The organism is Novosphingobium sp. HII-3 (assembly GCF_002916655.1).
GTDB lineage: Bacteria > Pseudomonadota > Alphaproteobacteria > Sphingomonadales > Sphingomonadaceae > Novosphingobium > Novosphingobium panipatense.
Window position 1 is genome coordinate 81,956 of the sequence record NZ_PPSM01000072.1, and the last position, 24,622, is coordinate 106,577.

Here is a 24,622-nt window from a genome sequence, read left to right on the forward strand (position 1 = left end):
CGCTCTACAGGCGCGAGCCGGAGTTGCCAAGGGTGAGGGGGCACCGCGTGGGGTGCGGGCGACCGACCCGGATTTCCCGCTGCAGCTCACCGGTTGCAAGCCGCGTCCCGGCGGACAATCCGGACCTTCATCAAAGCTTGGCAGCTACTTGTTGCTCCGGTAGCACCTCTTGCATGAACACACTCCGAACCGCTCGCGCGACCCTCGCCGCAGTCGCCCTTTCCGCCGCCATTCCCGCACTTGCGGCCCCGCAGCAGGGCAGCGGCGTGGCTTGGGACATCGTCGAAGGCCTGACGACCGAGATCGGCCCGCGCCCGGCGGGTTCGCCGGCCGAGAAGGCCGCGCGCGAGTGGGGCGCGGCGAAGCTGAAGGATCTCGGCTTCCAGAACGTGCGGATCGAGGACTTCGTCACCCGCACCTGGACTCGTGGCGCGGAAAGCGCGACGCTGACCGCGCCTTACACGCAGCCGCTCGTGATCACGGCGTTGGGCTTTTCGGTGCCCACGGCCAAGGCCGGGCTGAAGGCCGAACTCGTCTACTTCCCGACCCTGGCGGCGCTAGAGGCGGCGCCGGACGGTTCGCTGAAGGGGAAGGTCGCCTTCATCGACCACGCCATGCGCCCCGCCCAGGATGGCTCGGGGTACGGTCCCTATGGCGCAGTGCGCCGTCAAGGGCCCAGCGTAGCCGCCCGCAAGGGCGCGGCGGCCGTCGTCATCCGCTCGGCCGGCACGGACCGCCACCGCAACCCGCACACCGGCGTGACCGTATTCGCGAGCGATGTGAAGCCGATCCCGGCGGGCGCGGTATCGAACCCCGATGCCGATCTCGTCGCGCGGATCGCGGCGCGCGGCAAGCCGCTCGCGATCGACCTCACGCTGACGGGGGCTCCGTTCCCCAATGCGCCCTCGGGCAATGTCATCGCGGACTTGCCCGGAAGGGACCCGACGCTGCCGATCATCGTCATCGCGTGCCATCTGGATTCCTGGGATCTGGGCACCGGTGCGGTGGATGACGCTTCAGGCTGCGGGATCATCACTGCGGCGGCCCTTGCTGCGCAGAAAGACGGTCAGGCCCTGCGCACGATCCGCGTGCTCTGGTCCGGGAACGAGGAAATGGGTGTGGGCGGCGGTGGCGGCGGCGATCATTATGCGAAGGTCCATGGCACCGAGCCTCATGCCCTTGCGATGGAAAGCGACTTCGGCGCCGACCGCGTTTGGCAGGTCAAGTTCGCGGCGGCGCCTGAAAACAAGCCGCTCGTGGCTGCGGTGACGGCAGCGCTTTGGCCCATGGGTATCGTGCCGCACGAGGGCCCGGCCGACGGTGGAGCGGATGTCGCCGCCATCATCAAGGCGCAGGATCTGGCCGTGATCGATCTCGGCCAGGACGGGACGCACTACTTCGACCTGCATCACACGCCGGACGACACCCTGGACAAGGTCGACCCCGCAGCCCTGCAGCAGAACGTCGATGCCTGGACGGCCGTGCTCAAGGTCGTGGCAAATACGCCCGGCGTGATCGGCAAGGCGCCGTCGTCGGCGCAGTAGGCCGGATCGTTTTCCCCGGCGCTCCGGCACGATCCTTTCGTCGCAAGAGCGCCCGGGGGCTGGTTCAGCGGCCGGACGCGGCGATCTGCTCGGCCATGGCGACGAGGCGTCTGGCCTGGTCGAGATGAAGAAGCTCTGTCATCTTGCCGTTGACCTGGATGGCGCCCTTGCCCTCGTTTTCCGGCGCGGCAAAAGCCGCAATGACGGCGCAGGCCCAGGCCAGATCGGCTTCGCTGGGGGAAAAGGTGGCGTTGCACGGTTCGATCTGAGCGGGATGAATGAGGCTCTTGCCGTCGAACCCGAAGAGCAGGCCCTGCCGCGCCTCTGAAGCGAAGACATCGAGATCCCGGAATTCGTTGCAGACCCCATCGAGAATGGCAAGGCCGTGCATGCGCGCGGCCGCGACCGCCTGCGAGAGGAACGGCAGGAACGGTGTCCGCTCCGGCGTGAGCTGGGCCCGCATCTCCTTGGCAAGATCGTTTGTTCCCATGATCCAGAGCGAAAGCCGGGTGGAGCTCGCCCTGGCTGCGATCGGCTCCAGCGCAAGGACGCTGGCGCAAGTCTCGATCATGGCCCACAACTGCAGCGATGGCGGTGCCGAGGCGAGCGCATCTTCGTACCGATCGAGGTCGCCCGGGCCGTTCACCTTTGGCACGAGCACCGCGTCCACTCTCGATGCTGCGGCCGCGGCAAGATCGGCGGCGCCCCATTCGGTGTCGAGGCTGTTAGTGCGAATAGCCACTTCCCTGTGACCGAAGCCACCTTCCTCTACGGCTGCAACGGCGGCGGCGCGCGCTTCGGCCTTCGCCTCCGGGGCGACCGCGTCCTCAAGGTCGAGTATCACGACGTCGCAAGAGAGAGTGCGCGCCTTCGAAATTGCCTTGGCGTTCGAGGCAGGAAGATAAAGCGCGCTGCGACGCGGGCGATCTGTGGCTGAAGTCATCGCGGGGCTTTCCTTGAACGGCAATTTGTCAGAGCTCTCTTGGAACTGGCAACCGCCGCCGGTCAAGCGGGCCTGCCGCAGCCGGCGGGGCACGGTCAAGCGAGGGTGGCTTGCAATCGTTTGCTGACGTGCTATCAAGACTGCAGCCGTAACGATCGCTTCGGCGTCGTGCGAGGAACAGGGGAGATCTCCCGTGCTCCGAGTTGCCGCGGCAGCCCTTCCAGGGTCGCACATGTCACCCCGTGACCCGCTCGCGAAGCAGCGGGCGCGGGGAGACGCTGTCAGAGCTGGTTCAGGATGCGTTCGCTTTCCGCCCACAGCCTAGTGGCCGCTTCGTCGTTCAACGCCTGCGGTGCCGCTGGAACTTCCGTTAAATCGTGGAAATACCGGCCTCCGGGGCGTCCACCTTCGGGAGCGGTCGCAAGCCAGATGATCGTACGCGCCGCCTCTTCAGGGGGAAGCAGGTCCTGGCTCGCCATGTAGGCCTGAAGCGTCGCTTCGCCGTGGCTGGAGAAGTTGGAGCCTACCTTGCCCGGGTGCATGGCCTGCGCGACAATACCAGAGGCAGCGACGCGCCGGTCCAGCTCACGCGTGAACAGCAAATTGGCGAGCTTCGCCTGGCAGTAGGCGTGACCCGCTGAAAAGTTCGCCGTCAGCATCAGGTCATCCCAATTCATCGAAGGGCACTGCTCATGCGCAAGGGAGGAGACAGCAATTACCCGCACAGTTTCCGGAGAACTGTCCCTTGCCGCCGCTTCAAGAAGAGGCAGCAGTTCGCTCGTCAGCAGGAACGGGGCAAGATGGTTGGCGGCAAACGTGGCCTCGAGGCCTTCCGAGGACGTGTACAGCCCATCGCGAATACCCCCGGCATTGTTCACCAGAACATGAACCCGAGCCGTCAATGAAGCGATTTCGCGTGCGACCCGGCGCACATCCGCCATCTCGGCGAAGTCGCCTCGCACGAAATCGACGCGAGCGCCCGGAATTGCACGAAGCTCCTTTTCCGCAGCCGCGCAGCGGTCCGGATCCCGGCCTGTCGCGATGACGTGCCAGCCTTCCCGCAGCAATTCGATGGCAGCGGCCTTGCCGATGCCGGAGCTTGCTCCGGTGATGACGGCAACCTGATCGATCGGTGAACGCATGTGCAATCCTTGTCCGGGAGGGTGTTCAGAGGGATGGTGCCGCCTCAAGCGCCTGTGCCACTTCGGGCCGCTTTCCTCCCCTGCCGGTCAGGAAGAAGCATAAGGCACCGACTATGGTTATGCCGGCGGAGAAGAGCAGGAAGACGTCGAACCGCCCCGTCGACCGCAAGGTGGAGCTCAGCAGCACCGCTCCTACTGCGGTGGCCAACCCCATCGACGCGATCAGGAAGCTGTAGACGAGGCTGAAGTGAGACACGTCGAAGGTTCGCGAGGCAACATAGGCGCCGATGTCGCCTTCGGCTCCCTGGGCCAGGCCGACGAGAAGAACCGCAGACGTCAGAAGCCAGGACTGGTCAGCAGGCGAGGCGAGGATCAGAAACCCTACAGCCGGCAGGCCGAGGGCCGTCAGCGCCACGGCTTGCGGGGAACACTTGTCCAGCGCCAGCCCGCTGGCGAACCGGCCGATTATCACGCCCACGGCATAGACGGAAATGATCCAGGTGGCGAACTGGCCCGACGCTCCGCTTTCGACAAGGACGAGCTTCAGCTGTGAGGACACCAGAACGGTCGGTACGTTGCAGAAAAACATGCCCGCCACGATGAGGACGAAGGCCGGGCGTCGGACCAGTTGTACGAACTGCGGCCAGGTGATCGCCGGCGCCTTCTTTCCGGACGGGCTTGGGTCTTTTGGCCTTTCGCGCCCCACGAGCAGGATCGCAGCGATGCCACCCAGAGCCGAAATCGCCGCAAGAAGATGATATCCTGCGCGCCAGCCCTCCGCGTCGATCACCTGGCCCACCAGCGGAACAACCGCGGCACCGATCAGGGGAGGGCCGCTCATCAGAACCGACAGCGCCATACCCCGTGCCGCATCGAACTTCTGAATGACGACCCGTGTGAACACGAGTGTTGTGGTGAGGACGCCGAACAGGTTCTGGAACACTGTGATCGCGAAGAACTGGTAGATGTGGCCGGTCATAAAGCTGAACGCGATGAAGCTGGCCGGCATCGCAATGAAGCCGATCGAGGCTGAAACCCGTGCTCCGTAGCGATCGACGAACCGGCCCCAGAAGGGCACGGTGAACATGGTTGCAAGGCCGAGCGTTCCGACAAGGGCAAAGCGGGATTTTTCCCAGCCGAAGGCCGCGATCAGTTCAGGCGCGAACAGATTGATCATGTAGTGGTTCAGCGCGGCTCCGAGCGCCACGCCCAGCGCCGCGCCAAGCAGCGTCGTCCAGTTGACCTGGAATTCCCTCAGGTACGTCACGTGCGTTCTCTCCCATGATGCGCCCGTTTTCGGGTCGCCGGTGGCTTCAGGTCAGATCATCGTGGTTCAGCGCCCTTGAGGAACAGGTCCACGGCAAAACGCACGCGGCGGTCAACATCTTCGTCGGCGAGGCTGTTGCCCGCGACAATGAAGCGGACGGGACCACTCACGACCATGCTGATGAAGACGTTCGCGGCAAGTATCGCGTCCTCGATGGCGAGGCGGCCCGCTGCCGTTTCATTCTCCAGTATCTCGGCCAGAAAGCGCACCGAGGGGAGAGCCGCAATTTCGTAGTAGGTCTGGAAAATGTCCGGAAAGCGATAGGCCTCGGTGTTGATCAGCCGCTGGAGCTCGGCTCCCCCCGGTTGCGAGACGAGGGCGATACGAAGCATCGCTATGGCGATCAGTGTGTCTTTCAATGTTTCCCTGCGAGTCCCGGCGATCACGTGCGCCGGCGCGGCTCGCGCTTCGGTTCCGTGGCGGATCGCGGCGCGGAACAGCGCAGCCTTGTCTGGGTGACGGGCGTAGACCGTCCGCTTCGTCATGTTCACGTCAGCTGCGATCGCCTCGATCGTGGCACCGTCGTACCCCTTCTCCAGGAAGTGCTGAAAAGCGCGGTCGAGCAGTGCTGCGTGCCGAGCCTGCGCCTGTTCACGGGTGGGGCGCCCGGCTCGCACCGGCGCCGCGGGGAGGGATCGTTCGAACATAGCAGCAGTGGAGCCGAATTGACTTGCCTCGCCAAGAGCCGCGTGAATAATGAAACGCATAAGATGCCATTAAGCGAGTCGGCGCAGGCTGTCCAGCGATGTGCGACAACGAGAGGAGAAGTCGGGATATGGGTGCCGCTGCAGACAAGCTCATGGCGCTGGTAGCCGATCCGGAGCGTTTCACGTTTTCGGCTCACGAATTGCGCGAAACCCAGGTCGCGGCTCTGGACGAGCGCTTTCAGGAGCGCCGTGCTCAGATCAAGCTGCTCGGCCTCAGGGCGCGGGATGCAGGGGTGGAGCGCATCGCCCGAATTGAGGATGTGGTGCCGGTGCTGTTTCCGCACACCGCGTACAAATCCTATCCGGAAAGCTACCTGATGGATGAGCGTTGGGACCGGCTGACCAAGTGGTTGGGGACCGTCTCGGCACACCCGGTCGCGGGCGTCTCACTCGACGGTGTGCAACATATCGACGACTGGATCGCCCGCCTTGCCGACCAGGGGCACTTCATTTCGTGCTCCAGTGGAACGACGGGCAAGTCCGCCATGCTGATCGCCTCCCGCAAGGACATGGAATGGTCGAAGGTGGACACGGTAAATGTCTTTTCATGGGGATCAGGTGTCATCCCCGCGCAGGATCGGCTCATCGTAGGCTGCGCGCCGGTGGCGACCGTTCCGAAGAATGCCACCATCGCCCAGGCCCAGTACGAGGCGTTCGCCAATCCGGAGTGGCCGCGCTGGAACTATCCGGTGCCGCCGATAACCGTGGGATCGCTGACAGCGATGGTCGTGATGCGCAAGAAGATAGCGGACGGCACCGCTCGGCCGGATGAGATCGCGGCCTTCGAACAAACTTCGGCAGAGCGCGCGCGGCTGGTGGCGGACGCAGTGCCGGCCACCGCCCGGTTCATCATCGAGAACCGCCATCGCAAGCTCCAACTCTCAGGCCTCTGGAGCGGCCTTTGGCAGGTCGCGAAGGCCGTGCGCGACGCCGGTTACGGCCGCCAGGATTTCGATCCCGACAACTCTATCTACGTGGGTGGCGGCCTCAAGCGAGCCCAACTTCCCGCCGATTACCAGGAATACGTTTTCGATACGTTCAACATACCGGCCGATCGGCACTTCCAGAACTATTCCATGCAAGAGCTGAACTCCGGCATGCCTAAATGCCGTCAGGGCGGCCGCTACCACGTGCCGCCGTGGGTGATACCGATCCTGCTCGACAAGTCCGGCGATAACCCGCTCACGCATGGACGCGGCGAGCAGGAAGGGCGCGCGGCTTTCTTCGATCTGTCGCTCGACGGCCGATGGGGAGGGGTGATCACCGGGGACAAAGTGTCCCTGGACTACAGCCCATGCGCCTGCGGCAATCAGGGTCCTTCCATTCGAGACACCATCGTACGCTACGCCGATCTTGAGGGAGACGACAAGATCGGGTGCGCAGGGACGGTAGATGCTTATGTACGAGGTGTCGCATGAACGAGATCACCCGCCCGATTGCCGACGAGGATCTGGTCTCGGCGCCGTTCTTCCTCAGGGGTGAGGTGCTGCATGGAACGGACGTCATTCAAAAATCACGCGACCTGGGTGTGACTTTCGCAACCCCGCAAATTCCCTTTGACCGCTTGGTTCCTCCCCGCACCGAAGTGCCGCCGCTGCTTAACGTCCCTCTTGCGGAAATCATCGATTTTCTTGTTGAGACAGGCCAGCGCCTGCTCGCCAGCGACAATATGCACATGCAGGAATGCATCGAACGTATGTGCCGGACACACATTCTGCCCCGGGTGGTCGTCGAAAACACCGCGCGGCATGCGGCGGCCTATCTCGACAAGAGGGTGCTGATGGCGGAGGTGGAGCAGAACTTTCCGGATCCTCGCGCGCTCGACGAATGGGTGCCGAAAGAGGACTTCACCGGCCGCAGGAGCTTCGTCCGCGCTTTCGCGCCGAGGCTCATCCATGTGCTGCCAGGCAATTCTCCCGGGGTGGCCGTGAAATCGGTGGCTCAGGGGGCGATGGTGAAGGGGGTGAACCTGTTCAAGATGAGCAGCGCGGATCCCTTCACGATGGTCGCGATCCTGCGCACGATGGCGGATATCGACGCTGGCCATCCGATCGTTCGTTCCATGTCCGCCGTCTACTGGCGCGGGGGCGACGATGTGACCGAAAGGGTTCTGTACCGTCCTCAATACTTCGACAAGATCGTGGCTTGGGGCGGGGGTGACGCCATAAACAACGTCATCAAGTATCTCGGGCCAGGGTTCCAGCTGGTCTCGTTCGATCCCAAGACTTCCATCTCCATGGTTGGGCGCGAGGCGCTCGTCGATGGAGCTACGATAGACCACGTGGCCGACCTGTGCTCGGCCGATGTGATGACGCTGAGCCAGGAGGCCTGCGTGGCGAGCCGCTTCCAGTTCGTGGAGGGAGACGAAGAGCAGGTGGACCGTTTCTGCGAGCGCCTGCACCACCATGTTGCCCGCCGGGCCGCAGAGAGCGGCGATTTGCGTCCGCTGGACATGGAGATGCGCGAAGCCGTGGAATCCATGATGCTGATGGACGACGAATTTGGCGTCTGGGGGCGCACGGACGGTCGCGGGCTCGTGGTGAGGTCGGACGAGCCGGTCGATTTCCATCCGATAAACAAGACCGCCAATGTCGTCCGCGTCGATAGTCTGGATGATGCCGTGAAGTGGATCAACGTGGCCACGCAGACCGTCGGCTTCTGGCCGTTCGATAGGATGCCGGTTTACCGCGACCGTCTTGCAGCGGGTGGGGCACAGCGGGTGGTCCATCTCGGCGAAGCGGGGCCCGCCACGATCGGCAACCCGCACGACGCGATGTATCCGCTGCACCGTTTCGTGCACTGGATGGCGCATGAGGACGGGAAACGGTGATGCCGTGAGGCCGCTTCCAAGGCGGGTGCCGGGCTACCGGCACGCCTTGCAGGTTGAAGCGTGGCGGCATTGCAAGCACGCGCAACATCGCCGATGCGGATATGCGCCGCTGCCGCTTGCCTGCTCCCGGGAGTGCGCTACCCAAGGTCAAGACAGCCCGCATCTGCGAGGCCTCTGAGGGGATCATCCACACCATGGCCGTCGAAATCCTGCTTCCGAAGATCGGTTTCTCCATGCAGGAGGGGCAGATCGCCGAATGGATGGTAGCCGATGGAGCGCAAGTGACTGAAGGTCAGCCGCTATTCTCTCTGGAGGCGGACAAGTCCACGAACGAAGTCGAGGCTCCGGCTTCGGGCACTCTCAAGATCGTAGGCAAGACCGGCGAAACCTACGAGGTCGGCACCGTTCTTGGCTGGATCGAGTAAGGTACTGGACAGGCGTGGATAGGGGGATCACTATCCACGCATGGATCGTCTTCTTGCAGTCGCCGCCGCCTTCGGGCTTCTTGCCGTCTCCAGTCCGGCCCGAGCAAGCCTGCCGGTCGGTGCCAAGGCGCCTGCTTTCGTCGCGAAAGGTGCGAGAGCCGGAAAGGCGGTCGATTTCGATCTTCGCCAGGCCCTGAGCCGCGGGCCGGTCGTACTCTACTTCTACCCGAAGGCCTTCACGCAGGGCTGCACGCTGGAGGCGCATGCCTTTGCGGAAGCGACGCCCGAGTTCGAGGCGCTGGGGGCCACCGTGGTCGGCATGTCCGCTGACGACCTTCCCACTCTGAAAAAGTTCTCCAAAGAGGAGTGCCGGGACAAATTCACGGTCGCGACAGCGAGCCCGCAAGTGATCAAGGGGTATGACGTAGCGCTTTCGCGGCCCGGAATGTCCGGCAACATGACCCAGAGGGTCAGCTACGTGATCGACCAAAGCGGACAGGTGGCGTTCGTCCATGCCGACATGGACTACCGCGCGCACGTGAGGATGACGCTTGCGGCCATCAAGGCGATGAGGACGAAGCGTCCGGGCTGAGCTTCTCTTAATGCGGCCGGCGCGGTGAGCGCCACTTTACAATCGGGCGTACTGCGCTAAGCGGTGCGGCTTGATCTTGTCCGGCCGGGCAAATCTCGGCGGTTCATTGGAGTTTGTCGTCATGCGTGCCGAAGGGCAGGCCCACATTGCGCGTATCGAGAAGGCCCTCGCGCTGGTCCGCAAGTTCCTCGACTGGGACCGCGCCTTGCGGCGGTTCGATGAGTTGAACGCGCGCGTCGAAGATCCGACCTTGTGGGACAAGCCCAAGGAGGCCGAGGCGGTCATGAAGGAGCGCCGTCGGCTCGAGGCCTCGATCGGCGCGGTGAACACGATCAGTCGCGAAATGCAGGATGCGATCGAATTCATCGAGCTTGGCGAAATGGAAGGCGATGAAGCCACGGTCGACGAGGGCATCGCGACCTTGACGGCTCTCGCCGATCGCGCCGATGCCGACAAGGTGCAAGCGCTTCTCGCGGGTGAGGCCGATGCGAACGACACCTACCTGGAAGTTCATGCCGGTGCCGGGGGAACGGAAAGCCAGGATTGGGCCGAGATGCTGCAGCGCATGTACACCCGCTGGGCAGAACGTCACGGATACAAGGTCGAGCTGGTCGATTACCATGCTGGCGAAGCTGCGGGCATCAAGAGCTGCACCCTGCTGATCAAGGGCGAGAACGCCTACGGCTATGCCAAGACCGAAAGCGGCGTGCACCGCCTGGTCCGCATCAGCCCCTACGACAGTTCCGCAAGACGGCACACCAGCTTCTCTTCAGTCTGGGTCTACCCGGTCATCGACGATAGCTTCGAGATCGAAGTCAATCCGGCCGACCTGAAGATCGATACCTATCGTGCCTCGGGCGCGGGCGGACAGCACGTCAACACGACCGATTCGGCCGTGCGTATTACGCACCAACCCTCCGGCATCGTGGTGGCGAGCCAGATCGATCGCTCGCAGCACAAGAACCGCGAAATCGCGATGGGCATGCTCAAGGCGCGCCTCTTCGAGGAGGAGATGCGCAAGCGTGAGGAGGCCGCCAGCGCCGAGCACGCCAGCAAGAGCGATATCGGCTGGGGCCACCAGATCCGTTCGTACGTGCTGCAGCCGTATCAGCAGGTGAAGGACCTGCGGACAGGCGTGGTTTCGACTTCGCCGGACGATGTCCTCGACGGGGAGCTGGATCCGTTCATGGCCGCGGCCTTGTCGCAGCGCGTGACAGGCGAAAAGGTCGAGGTCGACGAGGCCGATTGACGGCGCGAGGGCCAGCGTCTCCCCGCGGGACGCGCGGGGAGGCTTGATGGAATCGAACCGTTTTGCCAAGTCGGCGGGGACTCGCTAAGGGGCCGCAATGTTTCGCGCGCGCGCTCTTGTTTCAGCGGCTTACCTGCTTGGCCTTGTCCTCGCGGTTGGCGGTTGTCAGCAACCGGTCTCCGATGATGGAAGAGCGGAAACGGCGCGCGCCTTTCCCACGGCCGATCGCCCCTTTTCCAAGGCGGACGCCGCGAACTTCGCATCGGAGACGCAGCGCGACAGCGTGAACGAGGCCAATGTGGTCATGGACCTCGCCAAGATCGTTCCGGGAATGAGCGTGGCTGATATCGGCGCGGGTGAGGGCTACTATACGGTGCGCCTAGCACAGCGTGTCGGCCCCCAGGGACGGGTACTCGCGGAAGACATCAACCAGGAAGCCAACGAGCGGCTGGGCAGTCGCGTGCTGCGCGAGCAACTGGACAACGTGTCCATCAAGCTTGGCACGGAAGACGATCCGCGGCTGCCTGCCAAGAGCTTCGATCGCGTATTCATGGTCCACATGTATCATGAAGTGAGCGAGCCTTACGCCTTCCTGTGGCGTCTGCGACCGTCGCTTCGACCGGGGGGGCGGGTGATCGTGGTCGACGTGGATCGGCCTACGGATCACCACGGGATCGCGCCGCCTTTGCTTTTCTGCGAATTCGCGGCAGTGGGATTTCGACTGACGGAATTTGTTCGCAAGCCCGAGCTTCAGGGCTATTATGCGCAGTTTGAGGCCGTAGGAGCACGGCCGGAGCCGGCGGCTATCACGCCGTGCCGCATTTCAGGCGAAGCGGCGCCGAAAAATCATGGATCGCAGGGCTGAACGCCAAGCCTAGGGAAAGACGAGAGTACGATGAGTTTCAAGGGTCTCAAGCCAATCATGTACGGCGGCCGGGAAGTGTGGCCGCTGGTCGAGGGCGGCAAAGGCGTTGCCGCAACGAACCACATGAGCTCCGGCGCTTGGGCGGCAGCTGGTGGTATCGGCACGGTCAGTGCGGTGAATGCCGACAGCTACGATGCTGAAGGCAAGATCATTCCGCAGGTCTACAATGCCCTCACGCGCAAGGAGCGGCACCAGGAACTGATCAACTACGCAATTGACGGTGCCGTCGAGCAGGTGCGCCGGGCGTACGAGATCTCGAATGGCCAGGGTGCCATCAACATCAACGTGCTGTGGGAAATGGGCGGTGCGCAGCCTGTACTCGAAGGCGTTCTCGAGAAGACCCGCGGGATGGTGGCCGGTGTCACCTGCGGTGCCGGCATGCCCTACAAGCTGTCGGAAATCGCCGCCCGCTTCAACGTCAATTACCTGCCCATCGTGAGTTCCGCCCGCGCGTTCCGTGCCTTGTGGAAGCGCGCATACCACAAGGTCGCCGACCTCATGGCGGCGGTGGTCTACGAAGATCCGTGGTTGGCAGGCGGGCATAACGGTCTGTCGAACGCGGAGGATCCGCTCAAGCCCGAGAACCCGTATCCGCGCGTGAAGGCGCTGCGTGAGACGATGCGTGCGGAGGGCATCCCCGACAGTGTTCCCATCGCCATGGCCGGCGGCGTGTGGTTTCTGCGCGACTGGAACGACTGGATCGACAATCCGGAACTCGGCTCGATCGCCTTCCAGTACGGCACCCGTCCCTTGCTCACGCATGAAAGCCCGATCCCGCAAGCCTGGAAGGATGAACTGCGCAAGCTTGAGCCGGGCGATGTCCTGCTGCATCGCTTTTCGCCGACGGGTTTCTATTCCTCGGCAGTGCGCAACCCCTTCCTGCGCAATCTCGAAGCGCGGTCAGAACGCCAGATTCCCTATTCCAAGGTGGAAGCGGGCGAGCACACCGTGCGCCTGGACGTCGGGGTAAAGGGTAAGAACTTCTGGGTTGCGCCCCGCGATCTGGAACGTGCCCGCAGCTGGTCGGCGCAGGGCTTCACCGAAGGGCTGCGCACCCCGGATGATACGATTATCTTCGTGAACACGGCCGAGCGTGACGAGATCCGTCAGGACCAGGCTGACTGCATGGGCTGTCTTTCCCATTGCGGGTTTTCGTCCTGGAAGGATCACGACGACTACACCACCGGGCGGCTCGCCGATCCCCGGAGCTTCTGCATCCAGAAGACCTTGCAGGACATCGCCCACGGCGGACCGGTGGACCAGAATCTCATGTTCGCCGGGCATGCGGCGTACAAGTTCAAGCAGGATCCGTTCTACTCCAACGGCTTCACTCCCACGGTAAAAGAACTCGTCGATCGCATCCTCACGGGCGACTGATCGGGCAACGGACTACCAGGAACGACCGGCGCGGAGATTTCGGCGTCGGTCGTCGTGTATCGGGGTCTGACGACATGGCACCGCCGGCCATGCGGCAGAGGCCAAGTAAGTTCCAGTTGCCTTGTGCGGCTGCATCCACAGAGCCGTGCGTGGTCATGCTTGAAGCAGTGGACCAGTGCTGCGTAGACTGGCGGAATGAAACCGCGCCAAATTCGTCACGCTTTCCTGCTTTGTGCCTGTGTTCTCGGTGTGAATGCCGCGCCGGCGACGGCTGCCAACGAGGACAAGGTCCCGTACTGGGCGTCCGTGGACGCCGAGGTTGCGAACATGCGGGTCGGGCCGGGGGACTCGTACCGCATCGAGTGGGTGTACCGTCGGCCGCATCTTCCCGTGAAGGTGCTTCGCAGGGAGGGGCCGTGGCGCCTGGTGGAGGATCCGGATGGCGTGCAAGGATGGATGCGCGACCTTCTTCTGTCGCGGCAGCGCGCCGCCATCGTCAAGAAAGGCGAACTTGTCGATGTGCGCGCAGAGGGCCGTTCGGGCGCGCCCATGCTCTGGCGGGTCGAACCCGGGGTCGTTGGCCTCCTGGGTGAGTGCAAGGATGGCTGGTGCCCGTTCGATGCTCAAGGTCACAAGGGCTTTGTTCGCGAGGAGCGGCTTTGGGGAGCCGGTGCGCCCTGATTGAGTAAGGCGTTTCCAGTCTTCCGCGCGTCGGTGGCCGGCTCATCGTGCGTTTCTGTTCCAACAGTGAGTCACTGCGGAGATGTCCTTTGATCCGCAAATGAAAACCCCCGCCCAAACGGCGGGGGCAGTCACGATGGGCTTGGGAAGTCAGGCAAGTTCCACGGCAATGGCCGTAGCTTCGCCGCCACCGATGCACAGGCTCGCCACGCCCTTCTTCATGCCCTTTTCCTTCAGAGCGTTGATAAGGGTGACGATGATGCGGGTGCCCGAAGCCCCGATCGGATGACCAAGCGCAGTAGCGCCGCCATGGATGTTGATCTTGTCGTGCGGAATGCCAAGGTCGCGCATCGCGAACATGGCGACGCATGCGAATGCCTCATTGACCTCGAACAGGTCCACGTCGCCGAGATCCCAGCCGACCTTCTTCAAAAGTTTGGTGATGGCGCCGACGGGTGCCGTGGTGAACTTCGAAGGCTCCTGTGCATGGGCCTCGACGCCGACGATCGCTGCGACGGGTGAAAGACCCTTGTCTTCGGCCACGCTCTTGCGCGTCAGAACCACGGCTGCAGCGCCGTCCGAGATGGAGCTTGAACTGGCGGCGGTGATGGTGCCTTCCTTGGCGAACGCGGCCCGCAGGGTGCGGATCTTGTCCGGGTTGCCCTTGCCGGGCTGCTCGTCAGTGTCGACGACAAGTTCGCCCTTGCGGGTTTTAACGGTGACCGGAACGATCTCATCCCTGAAGGCGCCGGACGTGATGGCTTCCTGCGCACGCCGAAGCGATTCAATCGAATAATCGTCCTGGTGTTCGCGGGTGAGCTGGTACTCATCCGCCGTTACCTGCGCGAAAGAGCCCATCGATCCGCCTTCGTAGGCATCTTCCAGGCCATCGAGGAACATGTGGTCGTAGATGGTGTCATGTCCGGCACGGGCACCGGAGCGATGCTTCTTCGACAGGTATGGCGCATTGGTCATCGACTCCATGCCACCGGCCACAACGAAATCGAGCGAGCCCGCCGCCAGTGCCTCTGCGCCCATGATGACGGTCTGCATGCCTGAACCGCAGACCTTGTTGACCGTGGTGGCCTGCACGGACTTGGGCAGACCGGCCTTGATGGCAACCTGGCGCGCGGGAGCCTGGCCCAGTCCTGCCGGGAGCACGCAGCCCATGTAGATACGCTCGATGTCTTCGCCTGCCACGCCGGCACGCTCGACCGCCGCCTTCACTGCGGTCGCGCCGAGGTCCGTGGCGGAGACATCGGCAAGAGCACCTTGAAGACCGCCCATGGGCGTGCGCGCATAAGAGAGGATGACGATCGGATCTGACGCGGAGAGCTGGGCCATTTGCGTGCCTTTCAAACTTTTCGACTATGATTGCTTCGTCGAATAATGTTGCGCTGCATCAATTGCAATGAGGCGACCGTGTGCGAGACCTCGGTATCGCCCGGCCGGATCACGTGAGCCCGTACGCTCGCTAGCCGCGACTTATTTACAAAAGGCGCTTGCGGAATTCGAACGAAAGATTGCACGGCCCGACAGATTGCCCCGGATGATCACGGAAACGGCAGCATTGCACGGACTTAGCTGCTGCGCTGCAACGCAGGTGGTCGGATTAATGCTCCGCTACACCTTGCGACGAGCGGTTTGTGGGCCTAAGAGCGCCTCAACTTGACGGACTCCCATGACCTTTACGAGTCCGCCGACGTCGCATCCGCGGTAAGAAGGCAAGAGACCATTGACCGATCTGTCGCAATACCTGCCGATCCTCATCTTCCTGGTGATCGCGCTGGGCCTTTCTTCGGTGATCGTGTTCCTGCCGCTGGGCGTCGCCCGGCTGACAGGCACGCACCAGCCCAACGCCGACAAGAACAGTGAATATGAGTGCGGCTTCCCCGCGTTCGAGGATCCCCGCAGCCAGTTCGACGTGCGCTTCTACCTGGTGGCGATCCTCTTCATCATCTTCGACCTGGAAGCCGCGTTTCTGTTTCCCTGGGCCGTTTCGCTCGACATGACCGGCTGGGCCGGCTGGCTGACGATGATGGTGTTCCTCGGCGAACTGACCATCGGCCTCGCCTATGCATGGAAGAAGGGAGCTCTGGACTGGGAATGAGCACGCTCGTTAACTCAGCAGGCCAGCCTCTGGCAGCCGGTGGCGCGATCACGCCGCCGGACCAGTCGTTTTTCAAGGACCTCAACCAGGAAGTGTCCGACAAGGGTTTCCTGGTCACATCAACGGAAGAGCTGTTCCAGTGGGCCCGCACGGGTTCGCTGTGGTGGATGACCTTCGGCCTCGCGTGCTGCGCGGTCGAGATGATCCACGTCAATATGCCTCGCTATGACATGGAGCGCTTTGGCGCCGCCCCGCGCGCTTCGCCGCGCCAGTCGGACGTCATGATCGTTGCCGGCACGCTGTGCAACAAGATGGCGCCTGCGTTGCGCAAGGTCTACGACCAGATGTCCGAGCCCAAGTATGTCATTTCGATGGGAAGCTGCGCCAACGGCGGCGGCTACTATCACTACAGCTACTCGGTGGTGCGCGGCTGTGACCGTATCGTACCAGTGGACATCTACGTACCCGGCTGCCCGCCGAGTGCCGAAGCGCTGCTCTATGGCGTGATGCAGCTTCAGCGGAAGATCCGCCGCGTGGGCACTGTCGAGAGGTAAGGACCAGATGCCCGTTTTGCATTCCGCGCCGAAGATCAGCTCGAACGTGGGCGTGCTGGATACGCTCGCAGCCGCGCTGGGCTCGAAGGTTGTCGCCTCGAAGGAGGAGCACGGCGAAATCGTGCTCACCGTCGCGCGCGACGAGATCGAGGAAGCGTTGCGCATCCTTCGTGACGATCACCAGTACCAGCAGTTGATGGAAATCGCCGGGGTTGACTACCCGTCGCGGCCTGAGCGTTTCGAAGTCGTCTACATGCTGCTGTCCGTGACGAAGAACCATCGTTTGCTCGTCAAGGTGGCCGCCAGCGAAACCACGCCTGTTCCCACGGTCACGACCCTGTGGCCCAATGCCGGGTGGTTGGAGCGTGAAGTTTTCGATCTGTACGGCGTCATCTTCGCCGGCAACCCGGACCTTCGCCGTATCCTCACCGACTACGGCTTTGAAGGGCATCCCTTCCGCAAGGACTTCCCGCTCACCGGGTACACCGAACTGCGGTACTCGGAAGAGGACAAGCGGGTCGTTTACGAACCGGTCCGCCTCTCGCAGGATCTGCGTAGCTTCGACTTCATGAGCCCGTGGGAAGGTGCGGATTACGTGCTCCCCGGCGACGAGAAGGCGGCGGAAGCCGCAACGCCTCCGCCCGTCGTCGAAAAGAAGGTGACGGACACAAAGGCTGACACCGGTGCGGGTGAAAAGGCCAATGACAAGGCGGCCGAGAAGGTGGCGCCTGCCGCATCGACCGGAACTGTCGCCGGCGAAGGGCAGGGCGATCCCGCACCGGTCACCACCGGCAAAAACGAGCCAGGGGCTCCGGATCCGACCGGCAGCCGTCCCGATCGTGGCGCCACCGGCGGCGCAGCCGCCAAGGAAGGCACCGGCCCGGCGCCGGAGGGAAGCTGAAGATGAGCATGCAGCTTGAACAGTCGCCCACTACCGGCGACGAGGTCATCACCAACTACACCATCAACTTCGGCCCCCAGCACCCGGCTGCGCACGGCGTGCTGCGCATGGTCATGGAGCTTGACGGCGAAATCATCGAGCGGATCGATCCGCATGTCGGGCTGCTTCACCGCGGCACCGAAAAGCTGATCGAGCACAAGACCTATCTCCAGGCGTTGCCGTACTTTGACCGCCTCGACTACTGCTCGCCGATGGCGATGGAGCATTCCTACGTTCTGGCGGTCGAGAAGCTGCTGAACCTGGAGGTTCCGCTGCGTGCGCAGTATCTGCGCGTGCTCTTCGCGGAGCTGACGCGGATCAAGAACCACATGCTCAACATGGGTTCACACGTCATGGACGTGGGCGCTATGACGCCGAACCTGTGGCTGTTCGAACTGCGCGAAGACTGCATGAACTTCTACGAGCGTGCTTCGGGTGCGCGCATGCACGCAGCGTGGTTCCGGCCGGGCGGCGTCCACCAGGACGTGTCGCTGAAGCTGCTTGCCGACATCGGCGACTGGCTGGACACGCGGCTTCCGCGGCTGTTCGAAGACGCGATGAGCCTTGTGGTCGACAACCGCATCTTCAAGCAGCGCAACGTCGACATCGCCAAGGTATCCAAGCAGGATGCGCTGGCATGGGGCTTCTCCGGCCCCATGATCCGCGCGGCAGGCATTCCTTGGGATCTCCGCAAGGCACAGCCCTACGACGTTTACGATCGCATGGACTTCGAGATCCCGGTCGGCACGAACTCGGACTGCTATGACCGGTTCATGGTTCGCGTCGAGGAAGTGCGCCAGTCGGCCCGGATCATGAAGCAGTGTCTGGCGGAAATGCCGGAAGGGCCGGTCGCTTCTACGGATCGCAAGGTCGTGCCGCCAAAGCGCGCCGAGATGAAGAGCTCGATGGAATCGCTGATCCATCATTTCAAGCTCTACACCGAAGGCTTCCATGTTCCCGCAGGCGAAGTCTACGTGGCGACGGAAAGCCCCAAGGGTGAATTCGGGGTCTATCTGGTGTCGGACGGGTCGAACAAACCGTATCGCTGCAAGATCCGACCCACAGCGTTCAGCCACCTTCAGGCCATGGACTTCATGTCGAAGGGACACATGCTTCCGGACGCTACCGCGATTCTGGGCGCCATCGACGTCGTGTTCGGGGAGTGCGACCGGTGAGCAACCTTGACACGGCGAAGGCCATGATCGCGGCGTATAATGCCCAGGACGCCGATCTCTACGTCTCGTACATGACGGACGACGCCTGCGAGGCCAGCTATCGCGGCGCCATTGTTCGCGAAGGCCGGGAAGGAACCCGATCCGGACTGGCGGCTGCGTTCCAGCGCTGGCCGCAGAACAGCGCCGAGATCATCACCGCCGAGGAGATCGGTGCCTACGTGCTCATGCGCGAACATGTGACGCGCGGCCCCGCGACCGACGGTTCGGAGCTGGTTGAGCCGTTCGACGTAGTGGCCGTCTACAGCTTCGAAGGCGACAAATGTTCGCGCGTCGAATTCATCCGTTGAGCGGGAAGGGGCGGGACCTATGACGAAGTTCAACACGGTCGAGATGATCCGGATCTGGGCAACGCTGACGGGGCTCTTCCTCGTCACGTTGTATTTCGCGGTTCTCTGGCTCGGGATCGTGCCCTCGCCGATGATCGCGATGCTCGCGACGGCCATCGGCGGCTTCGAGATTTTCTTTTTCGGCCAGGACCAGTGGCTGAAGCGCAGAGGTAAGCATGGCTGACCGCTATATCGAACCCGATACGCCCGAATTAAGGGCGCGTTGGGGTAACTTCGCCTGGACTGAGGCGAACGCCGCGAAGGCGAAGGAAATCATCGCGCGCTACCCCGAAGGGCGCCAGCGCTCGGCAGTGATGCCTTTGCTTGACCTCGCCCAGCGGCAGGTCGGCGCCGAAGAGAACACGCAGGGCTGGCTGCCCATCCCCGTGATGGAATATGTCGCGGCTCAGCTCGACATGCCCATTATCCGCGTCGTCGAAGTGGCGACGTTCTACACGATGTACAACATTGCGCCCATCGGACGCTTCCACGTCCAGGTCTGCGGCACGACGCCGTGCATGCTTCGTGGCTCGGACGACCTCATCGATGCGTGCCGGGCGCGTGGAATGAAGAAGGGCGCGACCACGGCCGACGGCATCTGGTCGTTCACTGAAGTCGAGTGCATGGGCAACTGTGCTTCGGCTCCGATGGTCCAGATCAACGACGACAATTACGAGGACCTGACACCCGACCGCCTCGATGCGGTGCTCGAGGCACTGCTGCGCGGCGAGACGCCCAAGGCAGGAACGCAGGATCCGGCTCGCCACACGGTCGAACCGGTCGGTGAGCCAACGAGCCTTGTAGCCATGAGGACCGAAAACCATGACTATCGGAGCGAGTGGTAATGGCTCTCCTCGATAAAGACCGCATCTTCACCAATGTTTACGGCTTCCAGCCGTGGAACCTGAAGGAAGCGCAGGCGCGCGGAGCCTGGGACAACACCAAGGATCTGATCGCGCGCGGACGCGACGCCATCATCGACGAGATGAAGGCCTCGGGTCTGCGGGGCCGTGGCGGTGCGGGCTTCCCCACCGGGATGAAGTGGTCCTTCATGCCCAAGCAGCCGCCGCTCGATCAGAACGGCAATCCAAAGCCCAGCTTCCTCGTGATCAACGCCGACGAATCCGAGCCGGGTTCGTGCAAAGACCGCGAGATCATGCGCCACGACCCGCACCTTCTGTTCGAAGGCGCGCTGGTGGCCGGTTTCGCGATGGGTGCGCGCGCGGCCTACATTTACATCCGCGGCGAATACATCCGTGAGGCCGAAGTGCTCTTCGCGGCACGTGAGGAAGCCTATGCGGCGGGGCTGCTTGGCAGGAACGCCGCCGGTTCGGGCTACGACTTCGACGTCTTCGTGCACCGCGGTGCGGGAGCCTACATCTGCGGTGAAGAAACCGCGATGATCGAGAGCCTTGAAGGGAAGAAGGGTCAACCCCGCCTGAAGCCGCCGTTCCCGGCCGGGGCAGGTCTTTACGGCTGTCCAACCACGGTGAACAACGTGGAATCGATCGCGGTCGCCCCTACGATCCTGCGGCGCGGCGCGTCGTGGTTCTCTTCGTTTGGTCGCGAGAACAACAAAGGCACCAAACTCTTCCAAATCAGCGGGCACGTGAATCGTCCCTGCGTGGTCGAGGAAGAGATGTCGATCCCGTTCAGCGAACTGATCGAGCGTCACTGCGGCGGCATTCGCGGCGGCAAGGACAACCTGCTGGCGGTCATTCCTGGCGGTTCGTCGGTTCCGCTGGTCCCGGCCGCCGACATCTGGGACGCGCCGATGGACTTCGACGGTCTGAAAGCGGTCGGTTCGGGCCTCGGCACCGCTGCCGTTATCGTCATGGACAAATCCACGGATATCGTCCGCGCCATCAGCCGTATTTCGTACTTCTACAAGCATGAGAGCTGCGGCCAGTGCACTCCGTGCCGGGAAGGCACCGGCTGGATGTGGCGCGTGATGGAACGCCTGCGCACCGGCGATGCCCATGTCGAGGAGATCGACATGCTGCAGCAGGTCACCAAGCAGGTCGAAGGCCATACGATCTGCGCACTCGGCGATGCCGCCGCGTGGCCGATCCAGGGCCTCATCCGCCACTTCCGTCCCGAGATCGAGCGCCGCATCGAAGAGCGGCACGGATCTCTGCAACAGGCAGCTGAATAATGCCCAAGGTCAAAGTAGACGGCGTCGAGATCGACGTCCCTGCAGGCGCCACCGTGCTGCAGGCCGCCGAACTCGCCGGCAAGGAAATCCCGCGCTTCTGCTATCATGAGCGCCTGAGCATCGCCGGCAACTGCCGCATGTGCCTGGTCGAAGTGAAGCCGGGGCCGCCCAAGCCGCAGGCCTCCTGCGCGCTGCCGGCCACCGAAGGCCAGGAAATCCGCACCGACTCCGAGATGGTCAAGAAGGCGCGGGAAGGGGTCATGGAGTTCCTCCTGATCAACCACCCCCTCGATTGCCCCATTTGTGACCAGGGCGGCGAGTGCGACCTGCAGGACCAGTCTGTCGCCTACGGCCGCGGCGGCTCGCGCTACCACGAGAACAAGCGCGCTGTGACGGACAAGTACATGGGGCCGCTCATCAAGACGACGATGACGCGCTGCATCCACTGCACCCGCTGCGTGCGCTTCTCTGAGGAGGTCGCGGGCGTCGATGAAATCGGCGCGCTGTATCGCGGCGAATCCATGCAGATCACCACGTACCTTGAACATGCGGCAAGGCATGAGATGAGCGCGAACGTGATCGATCTTTGCCCGGTCGGCGCGCTTACCAGCCGGCCCTACGCCTTCGAAGCCCGCCCTTGGGAACTGAAGAAGACGCTGGGTATCGACGTTTCGGACGCGACCGGCGCCAACATCCGGATCGACGCACGTGGCCGCGAAGTCCTTCGCGTGCTTCCGCGCAACAACGACGACGTCAACGAGGAGTGGCTGAGCGACAAGGCTCGTTTCCAGGTGGACGGTCTCATGAAGCGCCGCCTGGACAAGCCGTTCCTGCGCCGCGACGGCAAGCTCGTGCCAGCAACGTGGAACGAGGCCTTCGCAGCCCTTTCGACGCTAAATCCGGGCGCCTCCATAGCGGCTGTTGCGGGCGACATGGTTGATTGCGAGACGATGTTCGCAGCCAAGGCTCTTCTGGGTGCGCTGGGTTCGACTCTTCTCGAGGGCCGCCAAACGGGGATGGACTACGACACGTCCAGTCTCGCAGCCGTCAACTTCAACAGCACCTTCAACGGGATCGAGACGGCTGACGCCATCCTGATCGTTGGATCGATGGTGCGCTGGGAAGCGCCGTCCGTGAATGTGCGACTGCGCAAGGCGGTCAAGCGCGGCGCCCGTGTCTTCCTCATCGGGCCGGAGTGGGAGACCACGTTCGGCGGCGAGTTCCTCGGTGAGGACCTCTCGGTGATGGGGAACCTTCCGCAGCACGTGGTCGAGGTACTTTCCGGTGCCAAGCGGCCAGCCATCATCCTTGGCGGTGCGGCTCTTGGGCGCGGGGGTCTGCAGGCCGGCCTGTCGCTGGCCGGGCAGTTCAATCTGGTGCGCACGCTGGAGGATGGGACTGCGTGGAACGGCTTCAACGTGCTCCATCTGGCAGCGTCGCGCATGGGCGGCCTGATGTTGGGCTATGCTCAGCAGGGCGGCGTTGCCGACCTTATCGCGGCGAAGCCGAAAGTTCTGCTGTCGCTTGGCGCGGATGAAGTGGATTACACCCGCTTCGCGGAGTCGATGATCGTCTACATCGGTCATCACGGTGACAAGGGCGCTCATGCGGCAGACGTCATCCTGCCAGCCTCGGCCTTCACCGAGAAGGCGGGAACCTACGTGAACACAGAAGGCCGCGTCCAGTTGTCGGACAAGGCGGTCTTTGCGCCCGGCGACGCTCGCGAAGACTGGACGATCCTGCGGGCTTTGGCAGATGCATTCGGCGTTACCGTAGGCTTCGACAGCTTCGAGCAACTTCGCGCCGCAATGGTGGCTGCTGTGCCGGCGCTCGGTGTTGAGGGGCTGGCCGATTACGGAAGCGCGCTTCCGTCGGGTGGCGGCTCGGCATCGGGTGCGATTGCCTATCCGATCAAGGATTTCTACATGACCAACCCCATCGCCCGCGCCAGCGCGACGATGCAGCGTTGCTCGGCCGAGCTGCTGCATGGTGAGGACTTTGCGGAGGCCGCGGAATGACCCCGTTCTTCCAGTCTCTCGGGATGTCCTACGACTGGGCGTGGTTCGTCTCGACGATCTGCGGCATCCTGCTCATTGCGCTGCCGCTCATGCTTGCGGTGGCGATGATCATCTACGTCGACCGCAAGATTTGGGCCGCAATGGCGCTGCGCCGTGGGCCGAACGTGGTCGGGCCTTTCGGTCTGCTGCAATCCTTCGCGGACGGGCTCAAGGTCTTTCTGCAGGAAACCATCGTCCCTTCGGCGGCGAACAAGGGCCTCTTCCTTATCGCGCCGGTGGTGACGTTCACCGTCGCACTGATGGCCTGGGCTGTAATTCCGTTCAATTCCAATGCGATATTGGCCGATATTAACGTCGGTTTGCTCTACGTCTTCGCGATCAGTTCGCTGGGCGTCTACGGCACAATCATGGCGGGCTGGGCGTCGAACTCGAAGTACCCGTTCTTTTCGGCGATGCGCGCGTCGGCCCAGATGATCTCGTATGAAGTTTCCATCGGCTTCATCCTGATCTGTGTCGTCCTGTGGGCCGGCACCTTCAACATGAACGGCATCGTTTTGGCGCAGAAGGGCCATCTCTTCGGCATCATCAACGGCTTTGTATTCAATCCGCTGCTGTTCCCAATGTGGGTACTGTTCCTGATCTCCGGCATGGCGGAAACGCAGCGTGCTCCCTTCGACCTTACCGAGGCCGAATCCGAGCTCGTCGCTGGCTATCAGACCGAGTACTCGTCGATGGCGTTCGCAGCCTACTGGCTCGGTGAGTACGCGAACGTGCTCCTGATGTGCGCGCTCAATGCGACGCTGTTCTGGGGTGGCTGGCTCCCGCCGCTCGACATCCCCGTACTTTACCTGGTCCCGGGCTTCGTCTGGTTCCTGCTCAAGGTCTTCTTCTTCTTCTTTGTGTTCAGCTGGGTGAAGGCGACGGTTCCCCGTTATCGCTACGACCAGTTGATGCGACTGGGTTGGAAGGTCTTTCTCCCCGTTTCGCTGCTGTTCGTTGTGATCGTCAGCGGCTACCTCATGGCTACCGGACACTTCGCATGACCGTCGGATATCTCATCAAGAGCTTCACGCTCTGGGAGTTCGTGAAGGCGCACTGGCTGACCTTGAAGTATTTCTTCAAGCCCAAGGCGACCATCAACTACCCGTTCGAGAAGAACCCGCTTTCACCCCGATTTCGCGGCGAGCATGCCCTTCGCCGTTATCCCAACGGCGAGGAGCGGTGCATTGCCTGCAAGCTGTGCGAAGCGATCTGTCCGGCGCAGGCGATTACGATCGAGGCAGCCCCGCGCAGCGACGGTTCGCGTCGCACCACGCGCTACGACATCGACATGACCAAGTGCATCTACTGCGGGTTCTGTCAGGAAGCGTGCCCCGTGGATGCCATCGTCGAGGGCCCGAACTTCGAATATGCGACGGAGTCGCGCGAGGAACTGCTCTATGACAAGGCCAAGCTCTTGGCGAACGGGGACAAGTGGGAGCGCGCGATCGCTGCCAACCTTGAAGCCGATGCACCGTACCGCTAACCGGCGCGCGCAAGGAA

The 24,622-nt window shown here is 63.0% G+C and carries 25 protein-coding genes; 20 read left to right on the plus strand and 5 right to left on the minus strand.

From position 1 onward, the window contains the following. Positions 1-173: 173 nt before the first annotated feature. A complete protein-coding gene (locus C2R25_RS18470) occupies positions 174-1,544 on the plus strand; it encodes a M28 family peptidase (protein WP_103730572.1) in 1,371 nt (456 codons plus the stop codon). A gap of 64 nt (positions 1,545-1,608) precedes the next feature. Here the strand turns inward: C2R25_RS18470 and C2R25_RS18475 are convergent, their stop codons facing one another. The 4 genes from C2R25_RS18475 to C2R25_RS18490 all read right to left on the minus strand — a co-directional run bounded on the left by C2R25_RS18475 (position 1,609) and on the right by C2R25_RS18490 (position 5,603). Beyond that, positions 1,609-2,487, minus strand: a complete 879-nt coding sequence (locus C2R25_RS18475) for a CoA ester lyase (RefSeq protein ID WP_103730573.1) — start codon at positions 2,485-2,487, stop codon at positions 1,609-1,611. Between the two features lie 281 nt (positions 2,488-2,768). Next, positions 2,769-3,629: an SDR family NAD(P)-dependent oxidoreductase gene (locus C2R25_RS18480; RefSeq protein WP_103730574.1), complete on the minus strand. Its 861-nt coding sequence runs from the start codon at positions 3,627-3,629 to the stop codon at positions 2,769-2,771. Positions 3,630-3,654: 25 nt separating this feature from the next. Then, a complete protein-coding gene (locus C2R25_RS18485; protein ID WP_103730575.1) occupies positions 3,655-4,896 on the minus strand; it encodes an MFS transporter in 1,242 nt (413 codons plus the stop codon). A gap of 56 nt (positions 4,897-4,952) precedes the next feature. After that, entirely contained in the window at positions 4,953-5,603 is a 651-nt protein-coding gene (locus tag C2R25_RS18490) for a TetR/AcrR family transcriptional regulator (protein WP_103730576.1), read from the minus strand. A 128-nt stretch (positions 5,604-5,731) separates the two neighbouring features. On the opposite strand from C2R25_RS18490, the gene C2R25_RS18495 reads away from it, so the two are divergent. The 8 genes from C2R25_RS18495 (at position 5,732) to C2R25_RS18530 (ending at position 13,742) form a co-directional block, all read left to right on the plus strand. After that, positions 5,732-7,081 carry a hypothetical protein gene (locus tag C2R25_RS18495; RefSeq protein WP_103730577.1) on the plus strand — a complete coding sequence of 450 codons (1,350 nt, stop codon included), beginning with the start codon at positions 5,732-5,734 and terminating at the stop codon, positions 7,079-7,081. Then, a complete protein-coding gene (locus C2R25_RS18500) occupies positions 7,078-8,493 on the plus strand; it encodes an acyl-CoA reductase (protein WP_103730578.1) in 1,416 nt (471 codons plus the stop codon). The genes C2R25_RS18495 and C2R25_RS18500 overlap by 4 nt, the downstream gene beginning before the upstream one ends. Before the next feature lie 194 nt (positions 8,494-8,687). Continuing rightward, positions 8,688-8,918, plus strand: coding sequence for a biotin/lipoyl-containing protein (locus C2R25_RS18505; RefSeq protein ID WP_103730634.1), 231 nt, complete (start codon positions 8,688-8,690; stop codon positions 8,916-8,918). A 40-nt stretch (positions 8,919-8,958) separates the two neighbouring features. After that, a complete protein-coding gene (locus C2R25_RS18510; RefSeq protein WP_103730579.1) occupies positions 8,959-9,510 on the plus strand; it encodes a peroxiredoxin in 552 nt (183 codons plus the stop codon). 121 nt (positions 9,511-9,631) lie between these two features. Then, positions 9,632-10,759 carry a peptide chain release factor 2 gene (prfB, locus tag C2R25_RS18515; RefSeq protein WP_103730580.1) on the plus strand — a complete coding sequence of 376 codons (1,128 nt, stop codon included), beginning with the start codon at positions 9,632-9,634 and terminating at the stop codon, positions 10,757-10,759. Positions 10,760-10,856: 97 nt separating this feature from the next. Then, positions 10,857-11,624, plus strand: a complete 768-nt coding sequence (locus tag C2R25_RS18520; RefSeq protein ID WP_103730581.1) for a class I SAM-dependent methyltransferase — start codon at positions 10,857-10,859, stop codon at positions 11,622-11,624. A gap of 30 nt (positions 11,625-11,654) precedes the next feature. Then, positions 11,655-13,061, plus strand: coding sequence for a nitronate monooxygenase family protein (locus tag C2R25_RS18525; RefSeq protein ID WP_103730582.1), 1,407 nt, complete (start codon positions 11,655-11,657; stop codon positions 13,059-13,061). Positions 13,062-13,256: 195 nt separating this feature from the next. After that, a complete protein-coding gene (locus C2R25_RS18530; RefSeq protein WP_103730583.1) occupies positions 13,257-13,742 on the plus strand; it encodes an SH3 domain-containing protein in 486 nt (161 codons plus the stop codon). Between the two features lie 150 nt (positions 13,743-13,892). Here the strand turns inward: C2R25_RS18530 and C2R25_RS18535 are convergent, their stop codons facing one another. Beyond that, a complete protein-coding gene (locus C2R25_RS18535) occupies positions 13,893-15,086 on the minus strand; it encodes an acetyl-CoA C-acyltransferase (protein ID WP_103730584.1) in 1,194 nt (397 codons plus the stop codon). Positions 15,087-15,477: 391 nt separating this feature from the next. Between C2R25_RS18535 and C2R25_RS18540 the strand changes: the two genes are divergently transcribed. From C2R25_RS18540 to nuoI, 11 genes are read left to right on the plus strand one after another with little or no spacing between them, the layout of a single operon-like run. Beyond that, a complete protein-coding gene (locus C2R25_RS18540; protein ID WP_103730585.1) occupies positions 15,478-15,852 on the plus strand; it encodes an NADH-quinone oxidoreductase subunit A in 375 nt (124 codons plus the stop codon). Continuing rightward, the gene (locus tag C2R25_RS18545; protein WP_103730586.1) at positions 15,849-16,406 is read left to right on the plus strand and encodes an NADH-quinone oxidoreductase subunit B family protein; all 558 of its coding nucleotides are present in this window, start codon (positions 15,849-15,851) and stop codon (positions 16,404-16,406) included. Before C2R25_RS18540 ends, C2R25_RS18545 begins: the two co-directional genes overlap by 4 nt. 7 nt (positions 16,407-16,413) lie before the next feature. Next, complete coding sequence (locus C2R25_RS18550) at positions 16,414-17,307, plus strand: NADH-quinone oxidoreductase subunit C (protein WP_103730587.1); 894 nt, start codon at positions 16,414-16,416, stop codon at positions 17,305-17,307. A gap of 2 nt (positions 17,308-17,309) precedes the next feature. Beyond that, the gene (locus C2R25_RS18555; RefSeq protein WP_103730588.1) at positions 17,310-18,521 is read left to right on the plus strand and encodes an NADH-quinone oxidoreductase subunit D; all 1,212 of its coding nucleotides are present in this window, start codon (positions 17,310-17,312) and stop codon (positions 18,519-18,521) included. After that, positions 18,518-18,868, plus strand: a complete 351-nt coding sequence (locus tag C2R25_RS18560; RefSeq protein WP_103730589.1) for a nuclear transport factor 2 family protein — start codon at positions 18,518-18,520, stop codon at positions 18,866-18,868. Before C2R25_RS18555 ends, C2R25_RS18560 begins: the two co-directional genes overlap by 4 nt. A gap of 19 nt (positions 18,869-18,887) precedes the next feature. Continuing rightward, positions 18,888-19,091 (plus strand): hypothetical protein, encoded by a 204-nt coding sequence (locus C2R25_RS18565; RefSeq protein WP_103730590.1) that lies wholly within the window; start codon positions 18,888-18,890, stop codon positions 19,089-19,091. Continuing rightward, positions 19,084-19,752, plus strand: coding sequence for an NAD(P)H-dependent oxidoreductase subunit E (locus C2R25_RS18570; RefSeq protein WP_103730591.1), 669 nt, complete (start codon positions 19,084-19,086; stop codon positions 19,750-19,752). Before C2R25_RS18565 ends, C2R25_RS18570 begins: the two co-directional genes overlap by 8 nt. Next, the gene (gene nuoF, locus C2R25_RS18575) at positions 19,752-21,062 is read left to right on the plus strand and encodes an NADH-quinone oxidoreductase subunit NuoF (RefSeq protein ID WP_103730592.1); all 1,311 of its coding nucleotides are present in this window, start codon (positions 19,752-19,754) and stop codon (positions 21,060-21,062) included. The genes C2R25_RS18570 and nuoF overlap by 1 nt, the downstream gene beginning before the upstream one ends. Beyond that, positions 21,062-23,080 carry an NADH-quinone oxidoreductase subunit NuoG gene (gene nuoG / locus C2R25_RS18580; protein ID WP_103730593.1) on the plus strand — a complete coding sequence of 673 codons (2,019 nt, stop codon included), beginning with the start codon at positions 21,062-21,064 and terminating at the stop codon, positions 23,078-23,080. The genes nuoF and nuoG overlap by 1 nt, the downstream gene beginning before the upstream one ends. After that, positions 23,077-24,123 (plus strand): NADH-quinone oxidoreductase subunit NuoH, encoded by a 1,047-nt coding sequence (nuoH, locus tag C2R25_RS18585; protein WP_103730594.1) that lies wholly within the window; start codon positions 23,077-23,079, stop codon positions 24,121-24,123. Before nuoG ends, nuoH begins: the two co-directional genes overlap by 4 nt. Then, entirely contained in the window at positions 24,120-24,605 is a 486-nt protein-coding gene (gene nuoI / locus C2R25_RS18590; RefSeq protein WP_103730595.1) for an NADH-quinone oxidoreductase subunit NuoI, read from the plus strand. Before nuoH ends, nuoI begins: the two co-directional genes overlap by 4 nt. Positions 24,606-24,622 lie beyond the last annotated feature (17 nt).